This is a genomic window from Kitasatospora sp. NPDC001225, assembly GCF_053597855.1.
This window is the reverse complement of the sequence record NZ_JBSFJC010000061.1, coordinates 32,205-54,710: the sequence shown is the minus strand read 5'-3', so window position 1 is coordinate 54,710 and position 22,506 is coordinate 32,205. Positions and strand designations below refer to the sequence as shown.

Annotated in this window: 21 protein-coding genes, 2 pseudogenes and 1 riboswitch; of the genes and pseudogenes, 10 read left to right on the top strand and 13 right to left on the bottom strand. The window is 73.1% G+C overall.

The genetic code is table 11. The features are described 5' to 3' along the window. Nucleotides 1-58 precede the first annotated feature (58 nt). Entirely contained in the window at nucleotides 59-259 is a 201-nt protein-coding gene (locus ACWDCZ_RS21775; protein WP_449816709.1) for a hypothetical protein, read from the bottom strand. Between the two features lie 214 nt (nucleotides 260-473). Continuing rightward, nucleotides 474-650, bottom strand: a riboswitch (M-box (ykoK) riboswitch). 211 nt (nucleotides 651-861) lie between these two features. Here ACWDCZ_RS21775 and ACWDCZ_RS21770 point away from each other — a divergent pair. From ACWDCZ_RS21770 to ACWDCZ_RS21760, 3 genes are all read left to right on the top strand, one after another. Beyond that, nucleotides 862-1,641 carry a DUF4118 domain-containing protein gene (locus tag ACWDCZ_RS21770; RefSeq protein WP_449816708.1) on the top strand — a complete coding sequence of 260 codons (780 nt, stop codon included), beginning with the start codon at nucleotides 862-864 and terminating at the stop codon, nucleotides 1,639-1,641. 63 nt (nucleotides 1,642-1,704) lie between these two features. Then, nucleotides 1,705-2,067: a hypothetical protein gene (locus tag ACWDCZ_RS21765; protein ID WP_198959392.1), complete on the top strand. Its 363-nt coding sequence runs from the start codon at nucleotides 1,705-1,707 to the stop codon at nucleotides 2,065-2,067. A 182-nt stretch (nucleotides 2,068-2,249) separates the two neighbouring features. Then, nucleotides 2,250-3,509: an APC family permease gene (locus ACWDCZ_RS21760; RefSeq protein WP_449816707.1), complete on the top strand. Its 1,260-nt coding sequence runs from the start codon at nucleotides 2,250-2,252 to the stop codon at nucleotides 3,507-3,509. A 49-nt stretch (nucleotides 3,510-3,558) separates the two neighbouring features. On the opposite strand, the gene ACWDCZ_RS21755 is transcribed toward ACWDCZ_RS21760, so the two are convergent. The 4 genes and pseudogenes from ACWDCZ_RS21755 to ACWDCZ_RS21740 form a co-directional block, all read right to left on the bottom strand. After that, nucleotides 3,559-4,194 (bottom strand): class I SAM-dependent methyltransferase, encoded by a 636-nt coding sequence (locus ACWDCZ_RS21755; RefSeq protein WP_380781666.1) that lies wholly within the window; start codon nucleotides 4,192-4,194, stop codon nucleotides 3,559-3,561. A 140-nt stretch (nucleotides 4,195-4,334) separates the two neighbouring features. Continuing rightward, nucleotides 4,335-4,535: a ferredoxin gene (locus ACWDCZ_RS21750; RefSeq protein WP_449816706.1), complete on the bottom strand. Its 201-nt coding sequence runs from the start codon at nucleotides 4,533-4,535 to the stop codon at nucleotides 4,335-4,337. A 3-nt stretch (nucleotides 4,536-4,538) separates the two neighbouring features. Next, nucleotides 4,539-5,744 carry a cytochrome P450 gene (locus ACWDCZ_RS21745; protein WP_449816705.1) on the bottom strand — a complete coding sequence of 402 codons (1,206 nt, stop codon included), beginning with the start codon at nucleotides 5,742-5,744 and terminating at the stop codon, nucleotides 4,539-4,541. Nucleotides 5,745-5,944: 200 nt separating this feature from the next. Beyond that, nucleotides 5,945-6,403, bottom strand: a pseudogene (locus tag ACWDCZ_RS21740) (MmyB family transcriptional regulator); the annotation flags it as partial. Here ACWDCZ_RS21740 and ACWDCZ_RS21735 point away from each other — a divergent pair. Continuing rightward, nucleotides 6,402-6,776, top strand: a pseudogene (locus ACWDCZ_RS21735) (SDR family oxidoreductase); the annotation flags it as partial. The pseudogenes ACWDCZ_RS21740 and ACWDCZ_RS21735 sit on opposite strands and share 2 nt — an antisense overlap. A 126-nt stretch (nucleotides 6,777-6,902) precedes the next feature. Here ACWDCZ_RS21735 and ACWDCZ_RS21730 read toward each other — a convergent pair. Together ACWDCZ_RS21730 and ACWDCZ_RS21725 are read right to left on the bottom strand one after the other, a co-directional pair. Beyond that, complete coding sequence (locus ACWDCZ_RS21730) at nucleotides 6,903-8,639, bottom strand: amidase (protein WP_449816704.1); 1,737 nt, start codon at nucleotides 8,637-8,639, stop codon at nucleotides 6,903-6,905. 154 nt (nucleotides 8,640-8,793) lie between these two features. Then, complete coding sequence (locus ACWDCZ_RS21725) at nucleotides 8,794-10,290, bottom strand: APC family permease (protein WP_449816703.1); 1,497 nt, start codon at nucleotides 10,288-10,290, stop codon at nucleotides 8,794-8,796. A 97-nt stretch (nucleotides 10,291-10,387) separates the two neighbouring features. Between ACWDCZ_RS21725 and ACWDCZ_RS21720 the strand changes: the two genes are divergently transcribed. Then, on the top strand, nucleotides 10,388-11,017 hold the full coding sequence (locus ACWDCZ_RS21720; RefSeq protein WP_074003363.1) for a TetR/AcrR family transcriptional regulator: 630 nt from the start codon (nucleotides 10,388-10,390) through the stop codon (nucleotides 11,015-11,017). Between the two features lie 139 nt (nucleotides 11,018-11,156). Here ACWDCZ_RS21720 and ACWDCZ_RS21715 read toward each other — a convergent pair whose 3' ends face one another. Together ACWDCZ_RS21715 and ACWDCZ_RS21710 are read right to left on the bottom strand one after the other, a co-directional pair. Beyond that, nucleotides 11,157-13,688 carry a collagenase gene (locus tag ACWDCZ_RS21715; protein WP_449816702.1) on the bottom strand — a complete coding sequence of 844 codons (2,532 nt, stop codon included), beginning with the start codon at nucleotides 13,686-13,688 and terminating at the stop codon, nucleotides 11,157-11,159. A gap of 335 nt (nucleotides 13,689-14,023) precedes the next feature. Next, nucleotides 14,024-14,704, bottom strand: a complete 681-nt coding sequence (locus tag ACWDCZ_RS21710) for a TetR/AcrR family transcriptional regulator (protein ID WP_449816701.1) — start codon at nucleotides 14,702-14,704, stop codon at nucleotides 14,024-14,026. A 99-nt stretch (nucleotides 14,705-14,803) separates the two neighbouring features. Between ACWDCZ_RS21710 and ACWDCZ_RS21705 the strand changes: the two genes are divergently transcribed. Continuing rightward, nucleotides 14,804-15,769: an NAD(P)-dependent alcohol dehydrogenase gene (locus ACWDCZ_RS21705; protein ID WP_449816700.1), complete on the top strand. Its 966-nt coding sequence runs from the start codon at nucleotides 14,804-14,806 to the stop codon at nucleotides 15,767-15,769. A 461-nt stretch (nucleotides 15,770-16,230) separates the two neighbouring features. On the opposite strand, the gene ACWDCZ_RS21700 is transcribed toward ACWDCZ_RS21705, so the two are convergent. Next, the gene (locus ACWDCZ_RS21700; protein WP_449816699.1) at nucleotides 16,231-16,611 is read right to left on the bottom strand and encodes an alpha/beta fold hydrolase; all 381 of its coding nucleotides are present in this window, start codon (nucleotides 16,609-16,611) and stop codon (nucleotides 16,231-16,233) included. Nucleotides 16,612-16,911: 300 nt separating this feature from the next. Here ACWDCZ_RS21700 and ACWDCZ_RS21695 point away from each other — a divergent pair, with 300 nt between their 5' ends. From ACWDCZ_RS21695 to ACWDCZ_RS21680, 4 genes are all read left to right on the top strand, one after another. Continuing rightward, nucleotides 16,912-18,204, top strand: a complete 1,293-nt coding sequence (locus tag ACWDCZ_RS21695) for a molybdopterin-dependent oxidoreductase (RefSeq protein WP_449816711.1) — start codon at nucleotides 16,912-16,914, stop codon at nucleotides 18,202-18,204. Beyond that, a complete protein-coding gene (locus tag ACWDCZ_RS21690; RefSeq protein ID WP_416875397.1) occupies nucleotides 18,201-18,713 on the top strand; it encodes a hypothetical protein in 513 nt (170 codons plus the stop codon). The genes ACWDCZ_RS21695 and ACWDCZ_RS21690 overlap by 4 nt, the downstream gene beginning before the upstream one ends. 86 nt (nucleotides 18,714-18,799) lie before the next feature. Beyond that, nucleotides 18,800-19,657 (top strand): S-methyl-5'-thioadenosine phosphorylase, encoded by an 858-nt coding sequence (locus ACWDCZ_RS21685; RefSeq protein WP_449816698.1) that lies wholly within the window; start codon nucleotides 18,800-18,802, stop codon nucleotides 19,655-19,657. 62 nt (nucleotides 19,658-19,719) lie between these two features. Next, nucleotides 19,720-21,057 carry a glycosyltransferase 87 family protein gene (locus ACWDCZ_RS21680; RefSeq protein ID WP_449816697.1) on the top strand — a complete coding sequence of 446 codons (1,338 nt, stop codon included), beginning with the start codon at nucleotides 19,720-19,722 and terminating at the stop codon, nucleotides 21,055-21,057. A 12-nt stretch (nucleotides 21,058-21,069) separates the two neighbouring features. Here the strand turns inward: ACWDCZ_RS21680 and ACWDCZ_RS21675 are convergent, their stop codons facing one another. Genes ACWDCZ_RS21675 through ACWDCZ_RS21665 form a run of 3 tightly spaced genes read right to left on the bottom strand, consistent with a single transcriptional unit; the run spans nucleotide 21,070 to nucleotide 22,489 of the window. Further along, the gene (locus ACWDCZ_RS21675; RefSeq protein WP_449816696.1) at nucleotides 21,070-21,315 is read right to left on the bottom strand and encodes an acyl carrier protein; all 246 of its coding nucleotides are present in this window, start codon (nucleotides 21,313-21,315) and stop codon (nucleotides 21,070-21,072) included. Nucleotides 21,316-21,362: 47 nt separating this feature from the next. After that, entirely contained in the window at nucleotides 21,363-22,034 is a 672-nt protein-coding gene (locus tag ACWDCZ_RS21670) for a methyltransferase domain-containing protein (RefSeq protein WP_049658826.1), read from the bottom strand. After that, a complete protein-coding gene (locus tag ACWDCZ_RS21665; protein WP_449816710.1) occupies nucleotides 22,031-22,489 on the bottom strand; it encodes a TIGR04282 family arsenosugar biosynthesis glycosyltransferase in 459 nt (152 codons plus the stop codon). The genes ACWDCZ_RS21670 and ACWDCZ_RS21665 overlap by 4 nt, the downstream gene beginning before the upstream one ends. Nucleotides 22,490-22,506 lie beyond the last annotated feature (17 nt).

Genomic DNA, 22,506 nt, shown 5'->3' with positions numbered 1-22,506 from the left:
GGTGGCGAGCCGTACCAGGAAGTCGACGGTGGTCAGGGTGTGCACGACGGCACCTCCTTCACGGGAGGAGGGGTACGGACGGTGGCACGCGGTCGGTGGCCCCGGTGCGATGGGGGCAGCCGCCCAGGGCGGTCCGGACGATCACGATGACGACCAGGACCGCCACGATCGGCGGGTAGGTGCGCAGGGCACCCGTGCCGATGTCGCAACCGGTGGAGACCGCGCATCGCGCGCCGAGGACGCGATGCCGGCAGGGCATGGCGAAGCCGTCGGGCGGGCGTGACGCAGCGGCGCGTGTGCGCGCGGGGGAGGTGGCTACCGCGTGCCGGAGGTGTACGAGGGCAGGCGCGGGAAGGGGCGACTGTGGCCCGGACTACTGCAATCCATGTCTCTCGCCTCCTCCCGGTCGACGCACCCCGTGGTGCGTGTGATCGACACGGCAAGGAGTTCGCCGGCGCGCGGAAACAGCAGCCGACTCACCCCAACTCGTCAGAGCTTTGGCACTCCACGGCGTGTCCGGCCGCCTCGGCCGGAAGCCACTTCGGATCAACCCTTAGGTCGGGAGGATCTGTCCTAACCCTGGGCGTCTCTCGACGTCGTCGGATCAGTGGCCTGTGTCCGTGAAGAAGCCTCACCGAACGAGGTGCCTTCTTCAAACCTCGAAAAGCATAGTCCTCCGCCCCGGGCATACTTGCGCACTTGGTAGAATCTTTACCTTTCGCGTCATGTGGAGGGATGTGGAGGGCGGTGGCGCGAGTGGCCGGCGCCGCCGCGGGGCCGGGCCGCAAGGATCGCGTTAAGGCTTCGCCGGCCGCTTGCCACCGCCGCAGGGGCTGCTACACCGGAACCAGGAGGTGCGCGATGCCCTGGTACGTTCGGCAGGTCCGGCTCGTTCGGCGCCTGATGGCAGGGCCGTCCTCGCTGGTGGTGGCCGTGGTGGTGCCGCTCGCGCTGAGCGCGGTGCTGCTGCCGGCGCGTGGCCACCTGGCCAACACCAACGTCGCCCTGCTGCTGGTCGTCGCGGTGGTGGCGGTCGCCGCCGTGGGGCACCGGCTGGCCGGTGCCGTCGCCGCGCTGAGTGCCGCCGCGTGGTTCGACTTCTTCTTCACCGCCCCCTACGAGCGGTTCAGTATCAGCGACTCGTCGGACATCACGACGGCGGTGCTGCTGCTCGCCGTCGGCCTCACGGTGTCCCAACTCGCCGCCCGTGCCCGCCGGTTCGAGGTCGTCGCCGTCACCGACGCCGGCCACCTCGCGCGAATCCACGACGCGGCGGTCCTGGCCCGCTCGAAGCCCGCCCCGACCGTGGTGGACCACGTCCGGGACGAGCTGGTCGACCTGCTGGGCCTGCGGGCCTGCCGGTTCGAGTACGGCTCCCTGATCGGCCACCCGCCGCGCCTGGAGCACGACGGGTCCGTCGTCGTCGGCCGGAAGGTCTGGCCGACCGAGGAACTGGGCCTGCCCGCCGAGGAGGTGGAGCTGCGCGTGTTCGGCGGCAACGGCCGCTACATCGGCAGGTACCTGCTCGACCCTGCCCCCGGCAGCCACCCCGACCGCCAGACCCTCCTGGTCGCGGTCACCTTGGCCGACCAGGCCGGCGCGGCCCTGGAGACCTCCACGGGCCACGTGACGGCCGCCTGACCCCTCACCTCGCCAATCCCGGGCACCCACCGCGCCGGGCGGTGATCCGGTCTAGCGTGAACGGTGCTGACGACGAGGACGAAGGAGGTGGCGGCCGTGCGGCTGGAGATGCTGACGGTTCCGCAGTGCCCGAACGAGTCGGTGCTGGCGGAGCGGCTCGCCGTGGTGCTGGCCGACCTGCCGGGCGTCGGGCTGGTGCGGCACGTGGTCGAGGACCAGGAGGACGCCGAACGCCTGGGCATGCACGGCTCGCCCACCCTGCTGGTCGACGGGAACGACCCGTTCGCCGCCCCCGGAACACCGCCGAGCGTGTCCTGCCGGCTCTACCGGAGCGCGGACGGCCGGGTGGACGGGGCGCCGAGCGTCGAGGAGCTGCGACGGGTACTCGGTGCCCCGGCCCGGTCCGCCACCCGCGAGGTCGGATGACGTGCTCCGCGGGGACCGACCCGCGGGCTCGTGCCCACTCACGGTGAGGCGTCCTGGCTCGCGGGCGGTGGCCAGACCCTCGCCTCGGTCCGGTCCGCGAGGCCGGCTCGACACCTTGCTCCTATAGCGTGCGCCGGAACCGAAGTCCGGAACGGCCGTGCGCCGTGGTCGAGGAGCGAGCGATGGGGACACCGGCAGCGGCCCGGGCCGGGGAGCTGGGGCGCCACCTGGGCGTGTTCGACGCCGTGGTGATCGGGCTCGGGTCGATGATCGGCGCGGGGATCTTCGCCGCGCTCGCCCCGGCCGCCGGCGCGGCCGGGTCCGGTCTGCTGCCGGGCCTCGCCCTGGCCGCGGTGGTGGCGTACTGCAATGCCACCTCCTCGGCCCGGCTGGCCGCCCGCTACCCGGAGTCCGGCGGCACCTACGTCTACGGCCGTGAGCGGCTCGGCGAGTTCTGGGGCTACCTGGCGGGCTGGGGCTTCGTGGTCGGCAAGACCGCCTCCTGCGCGGCGATGGCCCTCACGGTGGGCTCCTACGTGTGGCCCGGACAGGCGCACGCGGTCGCGGTCACCGCGGTGGTGGTGCTCACCGCGGTGAACTACGTCGGCGTGCGGAAGTCCGCGTGGCTGACCCGGGGGATCGTCGCGGTCGTCCTGGCGGTGCTCGCCGCCGTGGTCACCGCCTGCCTGACCGGCCCCGCCGCCGAGGGCGCTCGGCTCGCCGTCGGTGCGGACGCGACCTTCGGCGGGGTGCTCCAGGCCGCCGGCCTGCTGTTCTTCGCGTTCGCCGGCTACGCGCGCATCGCCACCCTCGGCGAGGAGGTCCGCGACCCGGAGCGGACCATCCCCCGGGCGATCCCCACCGCGCTCGCCATCACGCTCGTCGTCTACGCGGCCGTCGCCGTGGCCGTGCTCGCCGTGCTCGGGCCCGACCGGCTCGCCCACACCGCCGCACCGCTCACCGAGGCCGTGCGTGCCGCCGGCGTCCCCGCGCTCGCCCCGGTCGTGCGCACCGGGGCGGCCGTCGCGGCGCTCGGCTCGCTGCTCGCGCTGATCCTCGGGGTCTCGCGCACCACCCTGGCGATGGCCCGCGACCGGCACCTGCCCCACGTCCTGGCCGCCGTCCACCCGCGCTTCCGGGTGCCGCACCGCGCCGAGCTCGCGGTCGGCGCGGTGGTCGCGGTCCTGGCCGCCACCACGGACGTCCGCGGCGCGATCGGCTTCTCCTCCTTCGGTGTGCTGGCCTACTACGCCATCGCGAACGCGTCCGCCTGGACCCTCACCCCCGTGAAGGGCCCCGTGCGGATCGTGCCCGCCGTCGGCGCCGTCGGCTGCGTGCTCCTGGCCTTCGCCCTGCCGCCCTCCTCGGGCCTGTGGGGAGCCGCGGTGATCGCGGCCGGTGCCGCCGCCTACTGCCTGCGCAGGGCCGCCGCCCGCGCCTGACGGACGGGAGCACCGTCCCGGCGGCTAGGCAGGGCCCCGGGAGGTGGCGTTACGCCTGGGCGCGACTCAGGACCCAGACGCCGTAGGCGTCGTTCGCGGGGTGCAGCTGGTAGGTGCCGGCCCGCAGATCGACGCGCAGTCCGGCGGCGGCCAGGTCCGCCTCGAACTCCGCCGCCGGGTAGGTGCGGGCGTGCGGCGGCGGGTCCTGGAGGTGGAAGCCGACCAGGATCCGGCCGTTCTCGCCGAGCACGTCGCGCATCGCGCCCAGCGCCCTGCGCTCCGTGTCCTCGGCGAGGAAGACGATGACGTTGCCCACGCAGACGACCAGGTCGAACGGGCCGTCGTCGGGGCCGAGGTCGAGGATGTCGCGCTCCTCGATCGCCAGCCCGGGGTAGGTCTCCCGGGCCTGCCGGACCAGGGCCGGGTCGGGCTCGATCGCGACCACGTCGTGCCCCCGCCGCAGCAGCGCCGCGGCGACCCGGCCCATGCCGGCGCCGGCGTCGAGCACCCGGGCGCCGCGCGGCAGGAGGGTGTCGGCGAGCCGGGCCTCACCGTCGACGTCCTCGCCGGCGGAGATGAGGTCGGCGAACCGCTTGCCGTAGTTCCCGCTCTGCCGCGCCTCCTGCCAGCGGGTTCGCCGCGTCGTCGGTATGGGCTCTCCGTGCGGCGGCGTGGTGCTGTTCATGTCCCGCATCCTAAGGCGAGACCGTCGGCGCTGGTCACGGCCACCGAACGCCCGGCCGCGGGCCCTGGCGCCGCAGGCCCTCCCGGGGCCTCGGGCTCCGCGAGACGACCGGACGATCATGTGTCGGACCGGCCCGGCCGTCACAGCTCGGCCGACAGGCTGATCGCCGAGGCGGGGCACAGGGCGACCGCCTCGCGCACCGCGTCCAAGGCCTCGGCGGGAGGGTCGGGTTGCCGTACGACCGACGTGCCGTCGTCCTCGCGCTGGTCGAAGACCTCGCCGGCCGTCAGGGCGCACATTCCGGAGCCGATGCAGCGGTCGACGTCCACGGTGATCCTCATCGGTCACGCGTCCCAGGTGACGGGGAGGCTCTTCACCCCGTAGATGTCCGCGAGCTCCGGGCGCAGGGCGACCTCCTCGGGCGGTACGGCCAGCCGCAGCGTGGGGAAGCGGCCGAGCAGCGCGGGGAAGGCGACCCGCATCTCGATGCGGGCGAGCTGCTGGCCCAGACACTGGTGGATGCCGTGGCCGAAGGCCAGGTGTCCGCCGTCCTGCCTGCTCAGGTCGAGCACGTGGGGATCGGGGAAGCGCTCGGGGTCGCGGTTGGCGGTATTGAAGGAGAGGATCAGCCGCTCGCCGGCCTTGACGGTCCGGCCGCCGAGTTCGACGTCCTCCAGGGCCGTCCGCATGAAGGTCTTGGCGACGCTCAGGTAGCGCAGCAGCTCCTCCACGGCCCGGTCGGCGAGCGCGGGATCGGCGCGCAGCGCGGCCAGTTGGTTCGGGGTGCGCAGCAGCGCGAAGGTGCCGAGGGCCAGCATGTTCGCGGTGGTGTCGAGTCCGGCCGCGAGCAGGATCAGGCTGATCCCCTTCAGCTCCTCGTCGGTCAGGTCGCTGTCGGTGAGGTCGCTGAGCACGTCGTCGGTGGGGTCGGCGCGCTTGGCGGCCACCAGTTCCGCCAGGTACTCCTGGGTCGCGGCGTAGGCCGCCATGAGGTCCTCGTCGCTCGTCTCCCCGTTCATGAACGAGTCGACCTGCTCCTGGAAGGAGCCCCGGTCCTCGTACGGCACCCCGAGCAGTTCGCAGATCACGATGGCGGGGATGGGCTTGGCGAACGCGGTCACCAGGTCCGTCGGAGGCCCGGCGGCCTCCATGGCGTCCAGGCGGGCGGCGGTGACCTGCTCGATGCGCTCGGTGAGCAGCCGCATGCGCCGGACGGTGAACTTGCCCGTCAGGGGCTTGCGGTAGCGGCTGTGCTGGGGCTCGTCCATGAGGACGAACTCCCCGGGCGGCGCCGGCGGGATCTGGAAGTCGCCGTAGTCGATGGTCGGGTGGAGCATCAGGTCCTTGCGCGAGCTGAACCGGGTGTCGGCCAGCACCGCCCGGACCAGGTCGTAGCCGGTGACCAGCCAGCCGGGCTGCCCGCCGGGGAAGGTGTAGCGGCTCATCGGCCCGTGCCGGCGGGCGTCGATCAGCTCGGCGGGCGGGTCGAAGGGACAGCCGGGGCGGCGTGCCGCCGGCATGGTCGTGACGGTGTGCGGGGATTCCCCCATGGCCGTGCCTCGTTTCGCGTTGCCGCACGTTCGGATAACTGGAAAGCTACGGCTTTTCCTGACGTGGCGTCAATCGCATGAAAGGCATTGTGCCAGCTCAGTAGCGGTAAACTGATGCAATGACGCTGAACTCGAACGCAACGGCCCGTTGCAATGGATGAAGGTTAAGGCAAACTCGCCGGGCGTCACGGAGCAGGCTGTCACCCGGCGGGCCGGTGGGCGCGGTTCGCTGTGGCGTGCACGGAGCCGAGCAGGCTGAGTGCCTCGGCGCTGGGGCTGCCGGGTTCGGCATGGTAGATGATCAACTGCTGGCCGGGGGCGTCCCGCACGTCGAACGCGTGGTGGGTGAGGGTCATGCCGCCGACGTCCGGGTGGTGGACGTGCTTGTGTTCGCGGGTCTTGCCGCGCACGGTGTGGGTGTTCCACAGCCGGGCGAAGTCCGTGCTGCGCGTGCTGAGTTCGCCTACGAGAGCCCGTAGGCGCGGACTGCCCGGGTCGACGCCGGACGCCTGGCGCAGGTGCCCCACCACCGTCTCCGCCGTCCGGTCCCATCGGAGGTGGAACGGTCGACCTGCCGGGTCGAGGAAGACCATGCGGGCCAGGTTGTCCATCGCTTCGAAGGGGGAGTACAGGGCCTCGGCCAAGGCGTTGGCGACCATCTCCGCCGCCTTGCCCGTGTTGCGCGCCCAGGGCGGCGGGCACATCGTGAACATCGCCTCCGTCGGCGCGCACGAGGTCTCTCCCACCGCCGCCGTGTACTGCGCCACCAAGTTCGCGGTCCGTGCGATCTCCGAGGGCCTGCGTCAGGAGTCCGCCGGTGACGTCCGGGTCACGCTGGTCTCGCCGGGTGTCACGGAGTCCGAACTCGCCGACGGCATCGCGGACCCGGCCGCCCGGGCGGCCATGCGGACCTACCGCGCCGTGGCCCTGCCGGCCTCCGCGATCGCGGACGCCGTCGCCTATGCGATGTCCCAGCCGCCGTACGTCGACGTGAACGAGATCGTCGTACGACCCGCGGCGAGCGTCCAGTGACGGAAGGAAAGGGCTGGAGAGGCCACCTCCACCCTCTGGTGGAAACGGCCTCTCCGGTCTGTGGAATCGCGGTCGGGAAGGTGTAAACCCGCCAATTCCTCGGTGTCTTGACGGATCGTCAGGTTGTCAGGAAGCCGGAAGGCGCGGGGTGCGCGGCGGCTCCGTGCGGCGGTGTCCGGTCGACTCGAAGGCGGCGGCGAGCCGGAGCAGGCTGTTGTCGTCGTAGGAGCGGCCCGCGAAGGTCAGTCCGACGGGCATGCCGGTGTCCGCCATGGTGCCCATGGGGACGGTGACCGTCGGGATGCCGAGGTGGCGGGGGGCGAGGTTGCCGTTGGCGACCCAGACGCCGTTGCGCCAGCCGAGGTCGGCGGAGGCCTCGTTCACGTCCATGTCCGCGGGGCCGACGTCGGCGACGGTGGGGAAGACCACGGCGTGCAGGCCGAGTTCGTCCATCCACGTCTCCAGGTCGATCCGGCGGGTCTCCTCCAGGCCGCGCAGGCCTTCCTCGAGGTGCGGCATGTCGGTGATCGACGCGTAGGGGTGGTCGCGCACCAGCCGCGGGTAGTCGGCGATCCCGTCGTCGAAGCCGGCGTAGCGGTCCGGCAGTTCGCCGGGGTGCTTGGGCCAGATGAGCGCGCCGTCGACGTCGGCGAGCGTCGCCAGCGCGGGGTCCCCGTTGGCGCGCAGGAAGTCGTCCCAGGCCCAGGCGGAGAGGTCGAGGATCTCGTGGGTGAGGAAGTCGCGGCTGACCAGGCCCCGGGTGAGGAGCGACGGCGCGCCGGGGCGGTCCGACTCGTAGTTGGTCACCACGGGGAAGTCGACCTCGACGACCTCGGCGCCGGCGGCCTCCAGGTCGCGGCGGGCGGCCTGCCACAGGGCGATCACCGAGGCGCGGGTGTCGATCGGCTGCCCGGTCTGGCCGCCGATGCCGCCGTCGGGGTTGGTGCCGGCGTCGGGGTCGGCGTTGATGTACATCCGGGGGACGCCGACGCGCCGGCCGGCGAGCGTCGCGCGCGCCGCCGCCGCGTTGGCGGGGGCCAGCGCCGGGTAGGAGGCCGGACGGACCTGGGACGGCGCGGGCAGCGGGATCCAGGGCTGGGCGCGCCACAGGTCGCCGCGGGTGTCCGGGTCGTCGGCGACGATGACGTCGAGCAGTTCGAGCAGGTCCGCCATGGTGCGGGTGTGGGGGACGACGACGTCCATGGTCGGGACGAGCGGCCAGTTGCCGCGCACCGAGATCACGCCGCGGCTGGGCGTGTAGGCGCACAGCGCGTTGTTGGAGGCGGGGGCCCGGCCCGAGGACCAGGTCTCCTCACCGAGGCCGAAGGCGCCGAACGAGGCGGCCGTGGCGGTGCCGGAGCCGTTGGAGGAGCCGGAGCCGTAGGCGCTGGTCAGCCAGTCGGCGCTGTACGGGCTCTCCGCGCGGCCGTACACGCCGCGCTGCATGCCGCCGTTGGCCATCGGCGGCATGTTGGTCAGGCCGATGAGCACGGCCCCGCCGGCGCGCAGGCGCTCGATGGCGAAGGCGTCGCGCTGGGCCACGAGGTGCTCGAAGGCCGGTGAGCCGGCGGCGGCGGTGAGGCCCTCGGCGAGGTAGCTGTCCTTGGCGGTGTAGGGGATGCCGTCGAGGGGGCCGAGGGTCTCGCCGCGGGCGCGGCGGGCGTCGGAGGCCTCGGCCTCGGCGCGGGCGCGGGGGTTCGTCACGACCATCGCGTTGAGCGCGGTGGCGGTGCCGGGCCGGTCGTAGGCGTCGATCCGGGCGAGATAGGCGTCGAGCAGGCCGAGCGCGGTGGTCTCGCCCTTCTCCAACGCCGCGCGCAGGTCGGCGATACCGGTCTCGACGACGTCGAATGCGCGTGTCATGCGGGTGCCTCCAGGGTTTTCGGTTGAACGGTCCGAGGTGTCGGGCCTCGAAGGTGCGGCGCTGGGCCGCTGGTGGGACGTGACCCCGCCCGGGGGGGGGTGGGATGCAGCTTCGCACGCGTCGGCCGAGCGGTGCCGCCCGGGCCGACGCCGGCTACAGGACGGCGGGGGCGGGTTCGGCGGTGTGCGGGTGCTCCTGGTCGGTGTCGGTCATGCGGCGGTCGGGGCGGCGGGCCAGCAGGTAGGCGAGGCCGGCGAGGGTGACGGTGCCGACGCCGAGCGGCGCCGCCCAGATCTGGTACCAGGGTGCTCCGGCCGGGGCGAGGATGGTGCGCGGCCAGCAGATGTTGACCAGTTCGAAGCCGGTCCACAGCACCGCGAGGACGTTGAGCGGGGTGCCGAGGCGTCCGTAGCCGACCGCTCCGGCGGGCGTCCAGGTGCCGCGCAGGCGGGCGACGAGGGCGACGAGGGCGAGGATGAAGAACGGCACGAAGATGGCGGCGCTGCCGAAGGTGATCAGGCTGCCGATGGCCGAGGTGTTCAGGCCGAGCACCAGCGCGGCGCAGCTGACCGCCGTGGCGGCGACGAGGCCGCCGATCGGCGCCTGGTGCCGGTTGACCTTGCGGACGTGGCGGGAGAAGGGGAAGACGTCGTCGCGGGCGAGGGAGTAGAGGCCGCGGGCGGCGCCGCCCTGGGAGGCCATCAGGCAGGCCGTGAAGCTGATCAGGACGACGAGGACGAAGGGCTTCTCGGCCCAGCCGCCGAAGGCGTGGGTGACGGCGCTGGTGACCGGGTCGAGGTCCTTGACCGCGACGACGTCGGCGGGGTCGGGGTGGGCGAGTTCGACGGAGACCGCGTTGAGGATGACGACGAGTCCGACGCTGAGCAGCGACCACCACATCGCCCTGGGGACCTGTCGGGCGGCGTCCTTGGTCTCCTCGGCGGTCGACACGCAGGCGTCGAAGCCCATGAAGGCCCAGCCGGCGACGGCCACGGCGGCGAGCAGGGCACCGGTGTCGCTGATGCCCAGCCCCTTCGGCGCGTTCAGGAAGTCGGTGAGCAGGGAGAGGCCGTGCTGCCGGAAGACCAGCAGCAGGGTGAGGCCGACCAGGACGGAGGCGACGGCTTCGGCGGCGATGCCCAGGCCGACGAACCAGCGCAGGAAGTTGATGCCGTAGGCGTTGACCAGGGTGCAGCAGAGGATGAAGCCGGCCGAGACGAGGACCTGTTCGGCGGGCGTCGGGACGGTGCCGAAGAGCGCGAAGAGCCAGGGCGAGGCGAGGTAGGCGACGGTGGTGTTGCCGAACATCACGGCGAACTGCCACATCCAGCCGCTCAGCCAGGCGACGGCCGGTCTGGCCAGGCGTCTGCTCCACTGGTAGGCGCCGCCGGCCAGCGGCCACTGCGAGGCGAGCTCGGAGTAGACGGCGACGACCAGGCACTGCCCGAGCAGGCACAGCGGCAGCGCCCAGACCCAGGCCCCGCCCGCGACGCTCATGCCGACCTGCACGGCGGCGTACAGCCCCACGACCGGGGAGACGACGGCGAAGCCCATGGAGATGTTTCCGAGCACGGTCAGGCTGCGCCGCAGCTCCTGCTGGTAGCCGAGCGTGGCCAGCCGGTCGGCATCGGTCGGGGTGGTCTCGGCCACGGGCTGCGCCTTCCAGATAAAACTAACTTTGTTAGCAACCGCTGTTGATCTGGCACGATAGCCTCCGGACACGGGGAGCGGAAGAGGGGATTTTTCTGTGGGCCGACCGAGCAGGGCAGTGCTGACCCGCGAGCGGATCGCGCTCGCCGCGCTCCAGGTGGTGGACGAGGACGGCCCCGACGGCCTGACCATGCGGGCGCTGGCGGAGCGGCTCGGGGTCAAGGCGGCCTCGCTCTACAACCACATCCAGAGCAAGGACGAGCTGGTCGACGCGGTCTCCGGGCTGGTCAACGACGAGATCGACCACACACCGCTGGGCGATCCCGACTGGCGGGCCGGCCTCGCGGCGTACGCGCGCGGCTACCGCGCGGTCTTCCTGAGGCACCCGAACGCCATCGCCCTGCTCGCCCGCCGCCGCGTCGAAGCGGCCAGCGCGCTGCGCGGCTACAACGGGCTGCTCGCCCTCCTCGGCCGGGCCGGCCTCGGCCCCGCGGACGCGGCGGAGGTCGCCGCGGCGGTGGACTACCTGGTACTCGGCTCCGCGGTGGAGACCTTCGCGGCCGGCTTCACCCGGGCACCGGCCGAGTACCGGCCGGAGTACCCGGCGCTCGCGGACGCCCTGGACAGCTCCTTCGCCCGCGGCGGCGGTGCCACGGGCCTCGACGACCGCGGGTTCGAGCTGGGGCTCGGTCTGCTGCTCGACGGCGTGGAGCGGCGGACCCCGTAGCGCCGGGGCGGCTCGTCGCTGCCAGGGGAGGGGACCGAGGCTCGTGCCGGACGGCGGGGGCGTTCGCGCGCCGACGGGTTGTCGGTCTGCGAACGCCCCCGTCCGGGGCCGCGGCGGATTGCTCGCGCCGGTGTGCGGGTCAGTACCGGGTGGTGACGGTGACCCCGCTGAACGCGGTCTTGCCGTAGAGGGTGATGTACCGGTACCCGGCGGTGGTGTTGGTGACGGTGATGCTCTGGTCGGCGCCGTTCTTGGTGGAGGAGGCGGTGTAGGCCGTGTTCGAGGCCCAGGCGTCGGAGTTGTAGTACAGGTGGGCGGTGCCGGTGCCGCCGGCCGTGCTGACGTTCAGGGTGACGGTGCCGGCGGGCATGAAGATGTACAGCTTGTCCTGCTCGCCCTCGGCGGCGGACCGGTCGGTGCGGAAGCAGTTGCGGTCCATGGCCCGCGGGTCACTGCCGGTGCAGGCGGTGGGGGCCGCGGGGGTGGTGACGGTGACGGGCTTGCTGGTGCCGGCGGTCTTCCCGTTGGTGTCGGTGACGGTCAGGGTGACGGTGTAGGTGCCGGGCGCGGTGTACGTCTTCCACGGGGTGGTCTCCGTGGAGGTGGTGCCGTCGCCGAAGTTCCAGGCCCGGGAGGCGATGCCGCCCTTTCCGCCGGTCTCGGTGGAGCGGTCGGTCAGCTGCGCGGTCAGGCCGGAGACGGTCGCGTCGAAGGCGGCGGTCGGCGTGCCCGCGCTCAGACAGGTGTCGGCGGCGCAGGTGTCGAGCCAGGTCCTGAAGCCCGCGTCGTAGAGGGTGCCGATGGCGTTGTAGTAGGCGTAGCCCTGGGCGTAGTTGCCGGCGCGGAAGTAGTAGAGCATGCCCTGGATGACGCTCGGGTACCGCTCGACCATGTGGCGCACGGCGAGGTAGCCCCAGTGGTAGGTACGGACGAGGTCGCTGTTGCGGTAGGTGCTCTGGAACAGGGTGCTGAGCGGGTAGGTGTGCTTGGGGGCCTGGGTCACCGCGTTGGTGTCGGTGACGCCGCGATACGTGTAGGAGACGTACTCGGCGACGCCCTCGATCCACCACAGGTCGGGGACACTCGTCTGCTGGTCGAAGCCGCCCTTGAGGTTGTAGCGGGCGTCCAGGACGTGGGCGTACTCGTGGTTGAGGTTCCAGATCCGGGCGGTGAAGCCGTTGTCGGTGGGGTGCCGGTACATGATGGTGACGGGCTGGTTGGCCGGGTCGGTCGGTGTCCCGGTGAGGGTGATGCCGCCGTTGTTGGTGTTGGCGCCGTAGATCGCCCCGGCGTAGGTCTGGTAGTCCGCCTTGCCGGAGAAGACCACGATCTGCACGGACGATTCGTACTGGCCGGGTATGGGGCCGTTGTCGCGGACGAGGTTGTGGAAGAACGCGTCCTCGCCCCTGAGATCGGTGCAGACGGCGGCGAGTTCGGCCGGGGTGAGGTCCTGGGCCAGGACGGTGCGGGTGGCGTCGCAGGTGTGGCGGACCGGCAGCGAGGCGGCGATCAGCCGCTTGTTCAGGTCGCAGGTGCCGTAGGTGGAGCACTGGTCCGGGTCGAGGTAGTCGGCCATGGCGGCGGTGGCGACCCACAGCGGGGCGGTCGGGCCGGTGATCGACGATCCGTCGAGCAGGGACTTGACCAGCGGCCGCACCTTGCCCTGGAAGGCCGGGTACTTGACGAAGCGGGTGAGCACGCGGCCGGCGTTGGCGTCCAGGACCGCGTTGTCGGTGCCGAGCAGGTCCCGGTGCTTGAGGGTGAAATCGTTCAGGGTGTCGATGATGCTCGGGTCGGCGGCGACGGCGGCGAGGAAGTCCGGGTTCTTGTCGTGGCCGCGGTCCAGCGGGGTGAAGACGCTGTTGACGAAGGTGACCATGTTCCTGGAGCCGTCGTACGAGCGGTCGTAGCCGTTCAGTACCCGCTTGTAGGTGTTCAGGTAGCGGGCCTGCAGCTTGGCGCTGTCGGTGAGGATGACGACGTCGTTCGCGATCTGACCGTGCGCGTCGGTCACGTCGGTGAAGTGCGGGCCCGCGACGAACGCGTCGATGCCGCGTGCCACGGCCTCGGTGAGCGTGCTGTCGAAGCCGGGGATGTGCGCGGGGTCGTTGGACTGCACGTAGTAGCCCGCGCGCAGGAACAGGACGAGCTGCCACGCACTCGTCGAGTTGTCACCCGGGTAGGTGGCGGCGGCGTCCCGGAAGGCGTCGGCGACCGTCGCCATCTGGCCCTGGCGGAACACGCTGACCGCCTCCGAACCGGAGGCGTAGAACAGCGAACCGATGCACTCGGGCTTCGAGGCCTTGACGAAGGCGACGAGGGCCGTCCCGGAGCGGCCGCTGAAGTCGGCCGGGGTGCACGACTGGACGGCTGCCGGAGCCGCGGACAGCGTCTGCGGCGAGGCCTTGGCCGAAGCCGTTCCGGAGGAAGCGGGCTCGGGCGACACGGGAACGCCGGGCAGCGGGAGCTGATCGGGCGTCAGTCGGCGGCTCTGCGGTGCGTCGTGCTCCGAGGAGTCCGTCCCGGGAACGTCGGTGGGCGGCAGGAGGCTGCCAGGGGCCTGCCGGGTGCTGGGGGTGGTTGTGGGGGTGGGGGCGGCAGCCAGGCTGGGGCCGGCGGCCAGGCCGAGGAAGGTGGTGCTCGCCGCGATCGCGGCGAGCAGTCTGGGCATGCGTGAGGGCAGGCGCAACGTCGTTCCTTAGTGGGGGGAGGCAGACGAGCGCTCAGCAGGCGGGGGAAGGGGAGGCGGCTGGGGCGCGTCGACGCATGCTCTCACGTGGTCCGACGCGCCATCAATAGGGCGTGACATGTCACATGCCTTAGAGGGGTGAGGCGTGGTTCGGTGGGGGGTGGCCTGAAGTCGCCCACGCGGAGAGGATCATGACCCGCAGTCGGTTGGTGGGCGACCGGGATCCGTCAGCAGGCGCCGGTCCGGCGAGCGGGCCGGCGCCTGCTGACGGCCAGACAGATCCTGGTTGCCGGTGGAGGTGCGGGTGCCGTCTCGTGTCAGCCCCTGGGGTGCCGCTGCCGCTGCGAACTGTCCGTTGCCATCGGGAGGTTGCGCAGTGTCAGTGCGGCCGGCGGAGGCAGCGGTCCGCTGGCCGCGTCGGCGCGGAACGACTGGAGCAGGTAGGCCACCAGGCGGCGGGACGCCGCACCGTCGTCCGGCAGGGCGGTCACCAGGGCGCAGTGTGCCAGCAGGACCACGGTGAGGTCGGAAGGATGGAAATCGGCCCGCAGCGCGCCCGAGGCCTGGGCCCTGCGCACCAGGGTCGTGAGGTCCCGCTCGGCTCGTCGCCGGGACGGCGCGTGCTCCGGCGTGCTGTCCGGGAAGGCCGTGACGAACGCGGCCGGGAACCCGCGCTCCTCCCGTTGCAGGGCGCAGACCGTCTCGACCAGCTGCTGGAAGCCCTGCCACGGGTCGGGGGCGGCCAGCGCCTCGGTGAGCGCCCGCGAGCAGGTCTCCATCTGCCGCGCGAACGCGCCCCGCACCAGGGCGTCCCGGGTCGGGAAGTGCCGGTACAGCGTCGCCACGCCGACCCCGGCCCGACGGGCCACGGTCGCCATCGGGGCGTCGATCCCGTGCTCCGCGAAGACCGCACGCGCGGCGACGAGGACACGCTCCCGGTTGCGCCGGGCGTCCGCCCGCGCCCCGTCCCGGGCTGTGATCCGAGAGGATTCCGCCATCACTGTCTCTCGCTTCCGGTCGAAACGGACGATTGCGTCCACTTGAGAGCCTACGGTCGCTGCCAGATCCCTGCGGCCCCCGGCGGCAAAGGCGGAACGATGAACGACCACATGATGAAGGCAGTGCTCTACGACCGCTACGGCGGCCCCGACGTGCTCTACACGGGCCGCGTGCCGCGCCCCGAGCCGGCCCGCGGCGAGGTCCTCGTGAAGGTGCGCGCGTTCAGCGTCAACGGCGGCGAACTGGCCGTCCGGGCCGGCCGTCTCCGCCTCCTGAGCGGCCGGACGTTCCCCAAGCGCGTCGGCCTGGACTTCACCGGCGAGGTCGCCGCACCGGGAGCCGGAGTCACCCGGTTGGCGGCCGGCGACCGGGTCTGGGGAGTCCTGGGCCGCACCTCCGGGTTCGGCAGCGCCGCCGAGTACGTCACCGTGCCCGCCGAGCGGGTCGGCCGGCTCCCCGACGGCCTCGACCCGGTGGACGCCGCCGCGCTGCCCGTGGCCACCGCCGTCATCACCGCCCTGCGGGACAAGGCCGGGCTGCGCCCCGGCGAACGACTGCTCGTCCGGGGCGCGGCCGGCGGTGTCGGCAACGCCGCCGTCCAGCTCGGACGGGCGTACGGCGCCGAGGTCACGGCCCTCGCCCGCGCGGCGAGCCTCGACTTCGTCCGCGGGCTCGGCGCGCACCGGGCCGTCGACCATCGGACCGTGCGCTCGGCCGAGTTGGGCCGCTTCGACGTGGTCCTGGACGCCGTGGGGACCGACCTGCGGGTCTTCCGGCGCCTGCTGACCCCCGGCGGGCGCATGGTCGCCCTCGCCTTCGACGCGAAACGGCCCGCCGCGACGTTCGGCTACGTCGCGGCCAGCACGGTCCACGGACACCGCCGGGTCCGCTTCTTCAGCGGTGACCCCAAGCGGGCGGACTTCGACGACCTCGCCCGCCACGTGGCCGAGGGCAAGCTGCGCCCCGCGGTGGACACGGTCTTCCCCCTGGAGGAGACGGCAGCGGCACACCGGGCGCTGGAGGCGGGCGGCGTCCGGGGCAAGTACGTGGTCAGGGTCGCGTAGGACCCGGTGGAGGCGCTGATCCCAGTCACCCGTACGGGTTCGTGCGGCCCCGTCCGAGCAACGGTTTCATTCGGCTGACCAGGGGTTGTACGACCAGTACGTCCACGTTCGGCGCAATCGTGGTTCGGGGCCGGTCGGCGGCGTCAGGCTGCGCCTCGTTCTTGATCGCGGCAGTGTCGGAGGCCCGGGGCTGTCGCCGCGCGTGGCGGTCCGCCGCCGGTCGTCATCGCCCCGCCCGCCGCCGTCGCCGGCCGCCTACGGCCGGAGCCAAGACCGGGCTCCACCGCCACCCCGACAGAGTCATGATCGTCCTGAGCACCTTCCGATGCCGCATGACCGAGGAGGCGACACCGTGATCGAGGTCGAGCGGACACGGGCACCTGAGGCGAACCGGTTGCCGGCCCGAACCCACGTCGGCGAGAACATCGGAACGACGGACACCCACATCGACTTCGTCGAACTCAAATGACCGGCTGCCTGGCGGGTGCCGCGTCCGCGTGAGTCTTGAAGAAGCCGATCAGTTCGCGGCTCAGCAGCTCCGGCTGTTCCTCCGACAGGAAGTGGCCGGCGTCGGGGATCCCGACGAACCGGATGTCGGTCGCGAGGCCTTCGTTCGAGGCGCGGGACAGCGGCCGTCCGCCCGTGACCGCGGCGCTCCGCGACCGGTTGCTGCGCCTTGCCGGCGCGGGGGTTCGGACGGCCGAGTCACGGTGCCACGACTGAGGATGATCTGACATGTAGTCAAATCCATGGGGCGAGCCGCCGGATGCTTCCTCGATGACCGACGGCGACCTGAAATTCCGTAATAAGTTGATTGCTGCTTCATGGGTGATCTGCGGCATACGGTCGTGTCAGCGCGGCCAACCCGCCTCCGCACGCACCCGCGAAGGAGCGCCACCCTGAACGCCCACGACGACGCCGACGGACCCCACCGCCCCCAACCCGGCCCCGAGCGGGAGCCCGGGCCGGTCCCGGCACCGCAGCCCTCCGCGGGCAAGCCGGCCGCCGGACCTCCACCACCGCTCCCGCAGCCCGAGCAGCCCGAGCAGCCCCCGGCGCCGCCGCGCGACCACACCGCGGAGGGACGGCGACCGGCCCCCCACGCGCCGACGCGCACAGCCCCCAAGGCCAGGGGATCCCGCCTGCGTGCCGCGCCCGCCGCAGGCCCCCCGCCCGGGCCCGCCCGCCCGGAGTTCTGGCGCAGCCCCTTGCGCGGCCCCTGGCTCACCTCGGTGTTCGGCCTGGTGCTGCTGCCCGGGATCACGGTGGTGTTCGTGACCGGGCTGCTGTCCTACGCCGCCTACAACCCCGACCTCGCCGCGGTCAACGACCAGACCCCGGACAAGGGCTGGCTCGGCTTCTACCTCTTCTCCTGGCCCACCAGCCCCAGCTGGCTCTACCGGCTGAACCAGGGGATCCACGTGACCCTCGGCATCGTGCTGGTCCCGGTGCTGCTGGCCAAGCTCTGGTCGGTCATCCCCAAGCTCTTCGCCTGGCCCCCGCTCCGCTCACTGGCCCAGGCGGTCGAGCGCCTGTCGCTCCTGCTCCTGGTCGGCGGCGCGCTGTTCGAGTTCGCCACCGGCATCCTCAACATCCAGCTGCACTACATCTTCCCCGGCTCCTTCTACACCCTGCACTACTACGGTGCCTGGGTCTTCATCGGCGCCTTCGTCGTCCACGTGGTGTTCCGCGTCCCGGTCATGGTCCGGGCGCTGCGCAGCCGGCGCCTGCGCACCGAACTGCGCACCGGTGCCGCCGACACGCTGCCCGAGCCGCCCGACGACACCGGTCTGGCCTCCCCGCGCCCCGCCCCCGCGACCCTCTCCCGGCGCGGAGCCCTCGCGCTGGTCGGTGCGGGCTCCCTCGCGCTGTTCGCGGTGACGGTCGGTCAGAGCATCGGCGGATGGTGGCGCAGGACCGCGCTGCTCGCCCCGCACGGCCAGGAGCCCGGCGACGGCCCGAACGGCTTCCAGATCAACAAGACCGCCGCCGCCGTCGGCATCCGCCCCGCCGACATCGGCCCCGACTGGCGGCTGACCGTCCGCGGCCCCGGCCGGGAAGCCGTCCTCACCCTGGATGAGCTGAGGAGCCTGCCGCAGACCACCGCGGCCCTGCCCATCGCCTGCGTCGAGGGATGGTCCACCCCCGACCAGGACTGGACCGGAGTCCGGCTGACCGAGCTGGCCGCGCTCGTCGGCCTGACCGACAGCCCACCGGACGTCTTCGTGGAATCCGTCGAACGCGGCGGGTCCTTCGCCTCCACCGTCCTGCGCGACAACCAGGTCCGCGACGCCCGCTCCCTGCTGGCCCTGCGCGTCAACGGCGCCGACCTCTCGCCCGACCACGGCTACCCGGCCCGGATCATCGTTCCCGCCAACCCCGGTGTCCACAACACCAAATGGGTCACCCGCCTCACCTTCGGAGCCACCGGATGAAGCGCCGCAGCGGCCTCCGCGAGCGCTACGGCGCATCCCCCCTGCACCTGCTCCTCCTCCTGTGTTCCTTCGCCCTGGCCCTGTACGCCGGGATCCGCCTCCTCAAGGGCGATCCGCTCGGCGTCGTGATCTGGTTCGTCGGGGCCGCGCTGCTCCACGACCTGGTCCTGCTGCCGCTCTACACGCTCACCGACCGGGCCGCCCAGGCCCTGACGGGTGTCCGCCAGGCTCCCGCGGGCGGTACGCACCGGATGCCGGCGGTCAACTACGTCCGCGTCCCCGCGTTCCTCTCGCTGCTGCTGCTGGTCGTCTGGTACCCGCTCGTCCTGCGTCGCGTCCCCGGGTACCGCTCCGCCACCGGCCTGGACCCGGACGTCTTCCTCGGGCGCTGGCTGCTGCTGACCGCGGCGTTCTTCGCCGTCTCGGCGCTCTTCCTGCTCGCCGCGACGGCCCGGCGGGGACGGTCGCACAAGCCCCGCCGCGAGCCGGCGGCGCGGGGACGTTCGTGATCCGTAAGGCATGGTGCCCCGGTTCCGGCCCGGTCCGTTCCTAGAGTTGGCCGGGAGGCTGTTCCCGAGAAGAGAGGTGGACCGGGATGACGGTCGACCAGGACGTCCCGCCGAGCGCCGAGGTGGGCGTCATCGGTGGCTCCGGGCTCTACGAGCTGCTGGACGACGTGACCGAGGTACGGGTGGACACCCCGTACGGCGAACCGAGCGACGCGGTGTTCGTGGGAGAGGCGGCCGGCCGCCGGGTCGCGTTCCTGCCCCGGCACGGGCGCGGCCACCGGCTTCCCCCGCACCGGATCAACTACCGCGCCAACCTGTGGGCGCTGCACACGCTGGGCGTGCGGCAGGTGGTCGCGCCGTGCGCGGTGGGCGGGCTGCGCCCGGAGTACGGGCCGGGCACGCTGCTGGTGCCCGACCAGTTCGTGGACCGGACCTCGGGGCGCCCGCAGACCTTCTACGACGGCCTGCCGCTGCCGGACGGCACGGTGTCGGAGGTGGTGCACGTGTCCATGGCCGACCCGTACTGCCCGGCGGGGCGGAAGGCGGCGCTGGACGCCGCCCGGGAGGCGGCCTGGGAGCCCGTCGACGGCGGAACGCTGGTGGTGATCGAGGGCCCGCGCTTCTCCACCCGCGCCGAGTCCCGCTGGTTCACCGCCAACGGCTGGTCGGTGGTCGGCATGACGGGACATCCGGAGGCCGTCCTCGCCCGTGAACTCGGGCTCTGCTACGCCTCGCTGGCCCTGGTCACGGATCTCGACGCCGGGGTGGAGAGCGGCGCGGGCGTCACCCACGGCGAGGTGCTGAAGGAGTTCGCCCGCAACGTCGACCGGCTGCGCGCCGTGCTGTTCAAGGCGGTGGAACGGCTGCCGCTGGTGCGCGAGTGCCCCTGCCCGCACGCCCTGGACGGTCTCACGACCGGTCTTCCGGGGGTCCCCGGCGTCTGACGCCCCACCCCGGCGAGGGAACGCCGGGGCCGTGAGGCCTCATCAGTGGGAGGTTGGACAGGATGATCGACCGTACCGTTCCGTCCTGCGCGCTCGCGCTCGCGGCCCTGGTCACCGCGCTGGCGCTGACCGTCACCGACGGCGGCTCCGTGCCGCTCGCCGTCTGGTACCTCCTCGACACGGCCCTGTTCGCGGTCGCGGTGGTGCTGCTGCGCGGGGTGCGCGGTCGGCTGGTCGCGCCGCTGGTCCTGGCCGGCGCCGTGGCCGTCGCCGCCGTCGGGCTGCTGGCCCCGCCCCGCACCAGTGACGACGCCTACCGCTACGTCTGGGACGGCCGGGTCCAGGCGGCCGGGATCTCGCCCTACGCCCACACCCCGGACGATCCGGCGCTGGCCCGGTTGCGTGACCCGGGGCTCTTCCCGGTCGGTGACGGCTGCACGGGCTGGGACGAGCGGCGCACCACGGCCGGGGACTGCACCCGGATCAACCGGCCGGCCGTGCACACCATCTATCCGCCGGTGGCACAGGTCTGGTTCGTCGTCCTGCACCCGTTCGGCGACGGGGTCCGCGGGGTGCAGGCCGGCGGTGCGGTGCTGGCGGTGGCGACGACCGCCCTGCTGCTGAGAGTGGGGCGGGAGCGGTGGCGGGCCGCGTTGTGGGGGTGGTTCCCCGGCGTGGCCGTGTGGGCGGTCAACGACGCGCACGTGGACACGCTCGGAGCCCTGCTGACGGTCGCCGGGCTCGGCTGCGCGGCGCGCGGGAGGGCCGTGCGAGGAGGGCTCCTCCTCGGCGGCGCGGTCGCGACCAAGCTGCTGCCGGCCCTCGTCCTCCCCGGCGCGCTGGCGGGCCTGTCCGCCCGGCGCCCTTCCCGGAAGGACGTCCTGCTGGTCGGATCCGCGCTCGGCGCCTTCGCCCTGTCCTACCTCCCGTACGTCGTGGCCTCGGGCGCCTCGGTCCTCGGCTACCTGCCGGGCTACCTGAAGGAGGAGGGCTACGAGCAGGGCCACATCGACCGGTTCGGGCTGCTGAGGCTGGTGCTGTCCGACCGCCTCGCACCGTGGGCGGCGGCGTTCGTCCTGGCGGCCGTGGCGGTCCGGGTCCTCCGCCGGGGCGACCGGAGTGAGCCGTGGGCCGGCGCGCTCCTGGTGACGGGCACCGCGCTGCTGCTGGTCGCGCCCTCCTACCCCTGGTACGGGCTCCTGGTGGTCGCGCTGGTGGCGCTCGACGGCCGCTGGGAGTGGCTGGCCGTCCCGGCCGCCGGCCAGGCGCTCTACCTGGTGCAGGGCCCGGTGGCGCAGCAGTTCGCCTACGGCACGGCCCTGTGCGTCGTCCTCCTGGTCCCGCTGCTGCGCCAGCGCCGTACAGGGCGGGTCGCCGCCGTGGCGGGGGCCGGGAACTGACCGGCGGCCGAGCTAGGTGGCAGCGCCTTCGACGTTCCGGCGAACCCACTGGGCCAGGCGGGCGGGCGAGCCGAAGTTGTCGGGGTTGATCTCGTCGAGTTCGGCCGAGAAGCCGAACGCCTCCTCGATCCACACCACCACCTCCATGACGGCCGTGGAGTCCAGCACGTACGAGAGGTCCGTGTCCGCGGCGATGTCGTGACCCGGCCCCAGCTTCTCGGAGATGTGGCTGATGATCCGCTCTTCGATGGTGGTCATACGGGTGGCTGCCCTTCGTTCGATCACGAGTTCTCAGTCACTGGTTCTCAGCGGGCGGGCGCGGTGCGGCGGCGCAGGGTGAGGAAGCGTCGGCCGTGGGAGGTCCATCGTTCCGCTTCGACGAGCCCGGCGCCGTGGGCCCGTCGTGCGGCGGCCCTGGCGCCGAGGCGTGCCCAGGCGAAGGGCGGGCCGAGCCGGCCGTCCGGGCCCTCGACCCGGACGGTGACGCGTTCGTCGACCTCGCGCGGCTCGACCTCCACCAGCAACAGCCCGTCCGGCGCGATGAGTTCGGCCGCACGCCGCAGCAGGGCCTCCGGGTTCCCGCCGATGCCGAGGTTGCCGTCCGCCAGCAGGGCCGCACCCCAGCGGCCCTCGGCGGGGAGCCGGTCGAACACCGAGCGGCAGAGGGCCGCGCCGCCGAGGCCGAGGGTGCGGGCGACGGCCGCCGGGGTGACGTCGACGCCGAGGGCCGGGACGCCCACGGCGAGGAGCGCGGCGACGAGTCGGCCGGGTCCGCAGCCGAGGTCCACGACCGGCGCGGACAGGTGGAAGCAGCGCATCAGGAGGCTGTGGTCGCCGCCGGCGGCCGGGGCGCACCAGCGTTCGATGTCGAGCGGGATCCGGCGTCCGTCGTCGCCGCGCAGCCACAGCGGACCGCGTCCGGTGCGGACGGCGTCGGCGAACGGGTCGTCGATCCATGCCGTCGAGGTGCCGGTCAACCCGCCACCTCGGGGACGGTGCGGAACGAGCGCAGGCGGGCGGCGAACCGGCTCCGCGGCGCCTGGGAGGCGACCAGCAGGGCGTCCTCGACGGTGTCCACGTCGGTGGCTTCGGGCAGGGTGCGCACCGTCAGGCCGGCCGCCCCGAGCCGGTCGAGGAGCACCCGCCCCGTGTCCGGGGTCGACATCGGCACCCCCAGGAGGAGCCGGCGGGCGAGGTCCTCGGTCGGCCGGGCCAGGCCGAGGGCCCAGAAGCCGCCGTCGGTCGCGGGCCCGTACCAGGCGTCGGCTCCGGCCCGGCCCGCCGGGGAGAGCGGCTCGGCCAGGGTGGCCGCGCTGAGCTGCGGGGTGTCCATGCCGACCAGCAGCGCGGGCGCGTGCGGGGCCAGCCGGGCCGCGTGGCCGAAGGCCGCCGCCAGCCGGGCGTCCAGTCCGCCGCCGCTCTGCGGAAGCACCTGCCACCCGGGCGGCA

Excerpts from the sequence above, each read along its gene's own strand:
- ACWDCZ_RS21775 (WP_449816709.1), bottom strand. The coding sequence starts at position 259 with ATGCCCTGCCGGCATCGCGTCCTCGGCGCGCGATGCGCGGTCTCCACC.
- ACWDCZ_RS21770 (WP_449816708.1), top strand. The coding sequence starts at position 862 with ATGCCCTGGTACGTTCGGCAGGTCCGGCTCGTTCGGCGCCTGATGGCA.
- ACWDCZ_RS21760 (WP_449816707.1), top strand. The coding sequence starts at position 2,250 with ATGGGGACACCGGCAGCGGCCCGGGCCGGGGAGCTGGGGCGCCACCTG.
- ACWDCZ_RS21755 (WP_380781666.1), bottom strand. The coding sequence starts at position 4,194 with ATGAACAGCACCACGCCGCCGCACGGAGAGCCCATACCGACGACGCGG.
- ACWDCZ_RS21750 (WP_449816706.1), bottom strand. The coding sequence starts at position 4,535 with ATGAGGATCACCGTGGACGTCGACCGCTGCATCGGCTCCGGAATGTGC.
- ACWDCZ_RS21745 (WP_449816705.1), bottom strand. The coding sequence starts at position 5,744 with ATGGGGGAATCCCCGCACACCGTCACGACCATGCCGGCGGCACGCCGC.
- ACWDCZ_RS21730 (WP_449816704.1), bottom strand. The coding sequence starts at position 8,639 with ATGACACGCGCATTCGACGTCGTCGAGACCGGTATCGCCGACCTGCGC.
- ACWDCZ_RS21715 (WP_449816702.1), bottom strand. The coding sequence starts at position 13,688 with ATGCCCAGACTGCTCGCCGCGATCGCGGCGAGCACCACCTTCCTCGGC.
- ACWDCZ_RS21710 (WP_449816701.1), bottom strand. The coding sequence starts at position 14,704 with ATGGCGGAATCCTCTCGGATCACAGCCCGGGACGGGGCGCGGGCGGAC.
- ACWDCZ_RS21705 (WP_449816700.1), top strand. The coding sequence starts at position 14,804 with ATGAACGACCACATGATGAAGGCAGTGCTCTACGACCGCTACGGCGGC.
- ACWDCZ_RS21700 (WP_449816699.1), bottom strand. The coding sequence starts at position 16,611 with ATGCCGCAGATCACCCATGAAGCAGCAATCAACTTATTACGGAATTTC.
- ACWDCZ_RS21690 (WP_416875397.1), top strand. The coding sequence starts at position 18,201 with ATGAAGCGCCGCAGCGGCCTCCGCGAGCGCTACGGCGCATCCCCCCTG.
- ACWDCZ_RS21685 (WP_449816698.1), top strand. The coding sequence starts at position 18,800 with ATGACGGTCGACCAGGACGTCCCGCCGAGCGCCGAGGTGGGCGTCATC.
- ACWDCZ_RS21680 (WP_449816697.1), top strand. The coding sequence starts at position 19,720 with ATGATCGACCGTACCGTTCCGTCCTGCGCGCTCGCGCTCGCGGCCCTG.
- ACWDCZ_RS21675 (WP_449816696.1), bottom strand. The coding sequence starts at position 21,315 with ATGACCACCATCGAAGAGCGGATCATCAGCCACATCTCCGAGAAGCTG.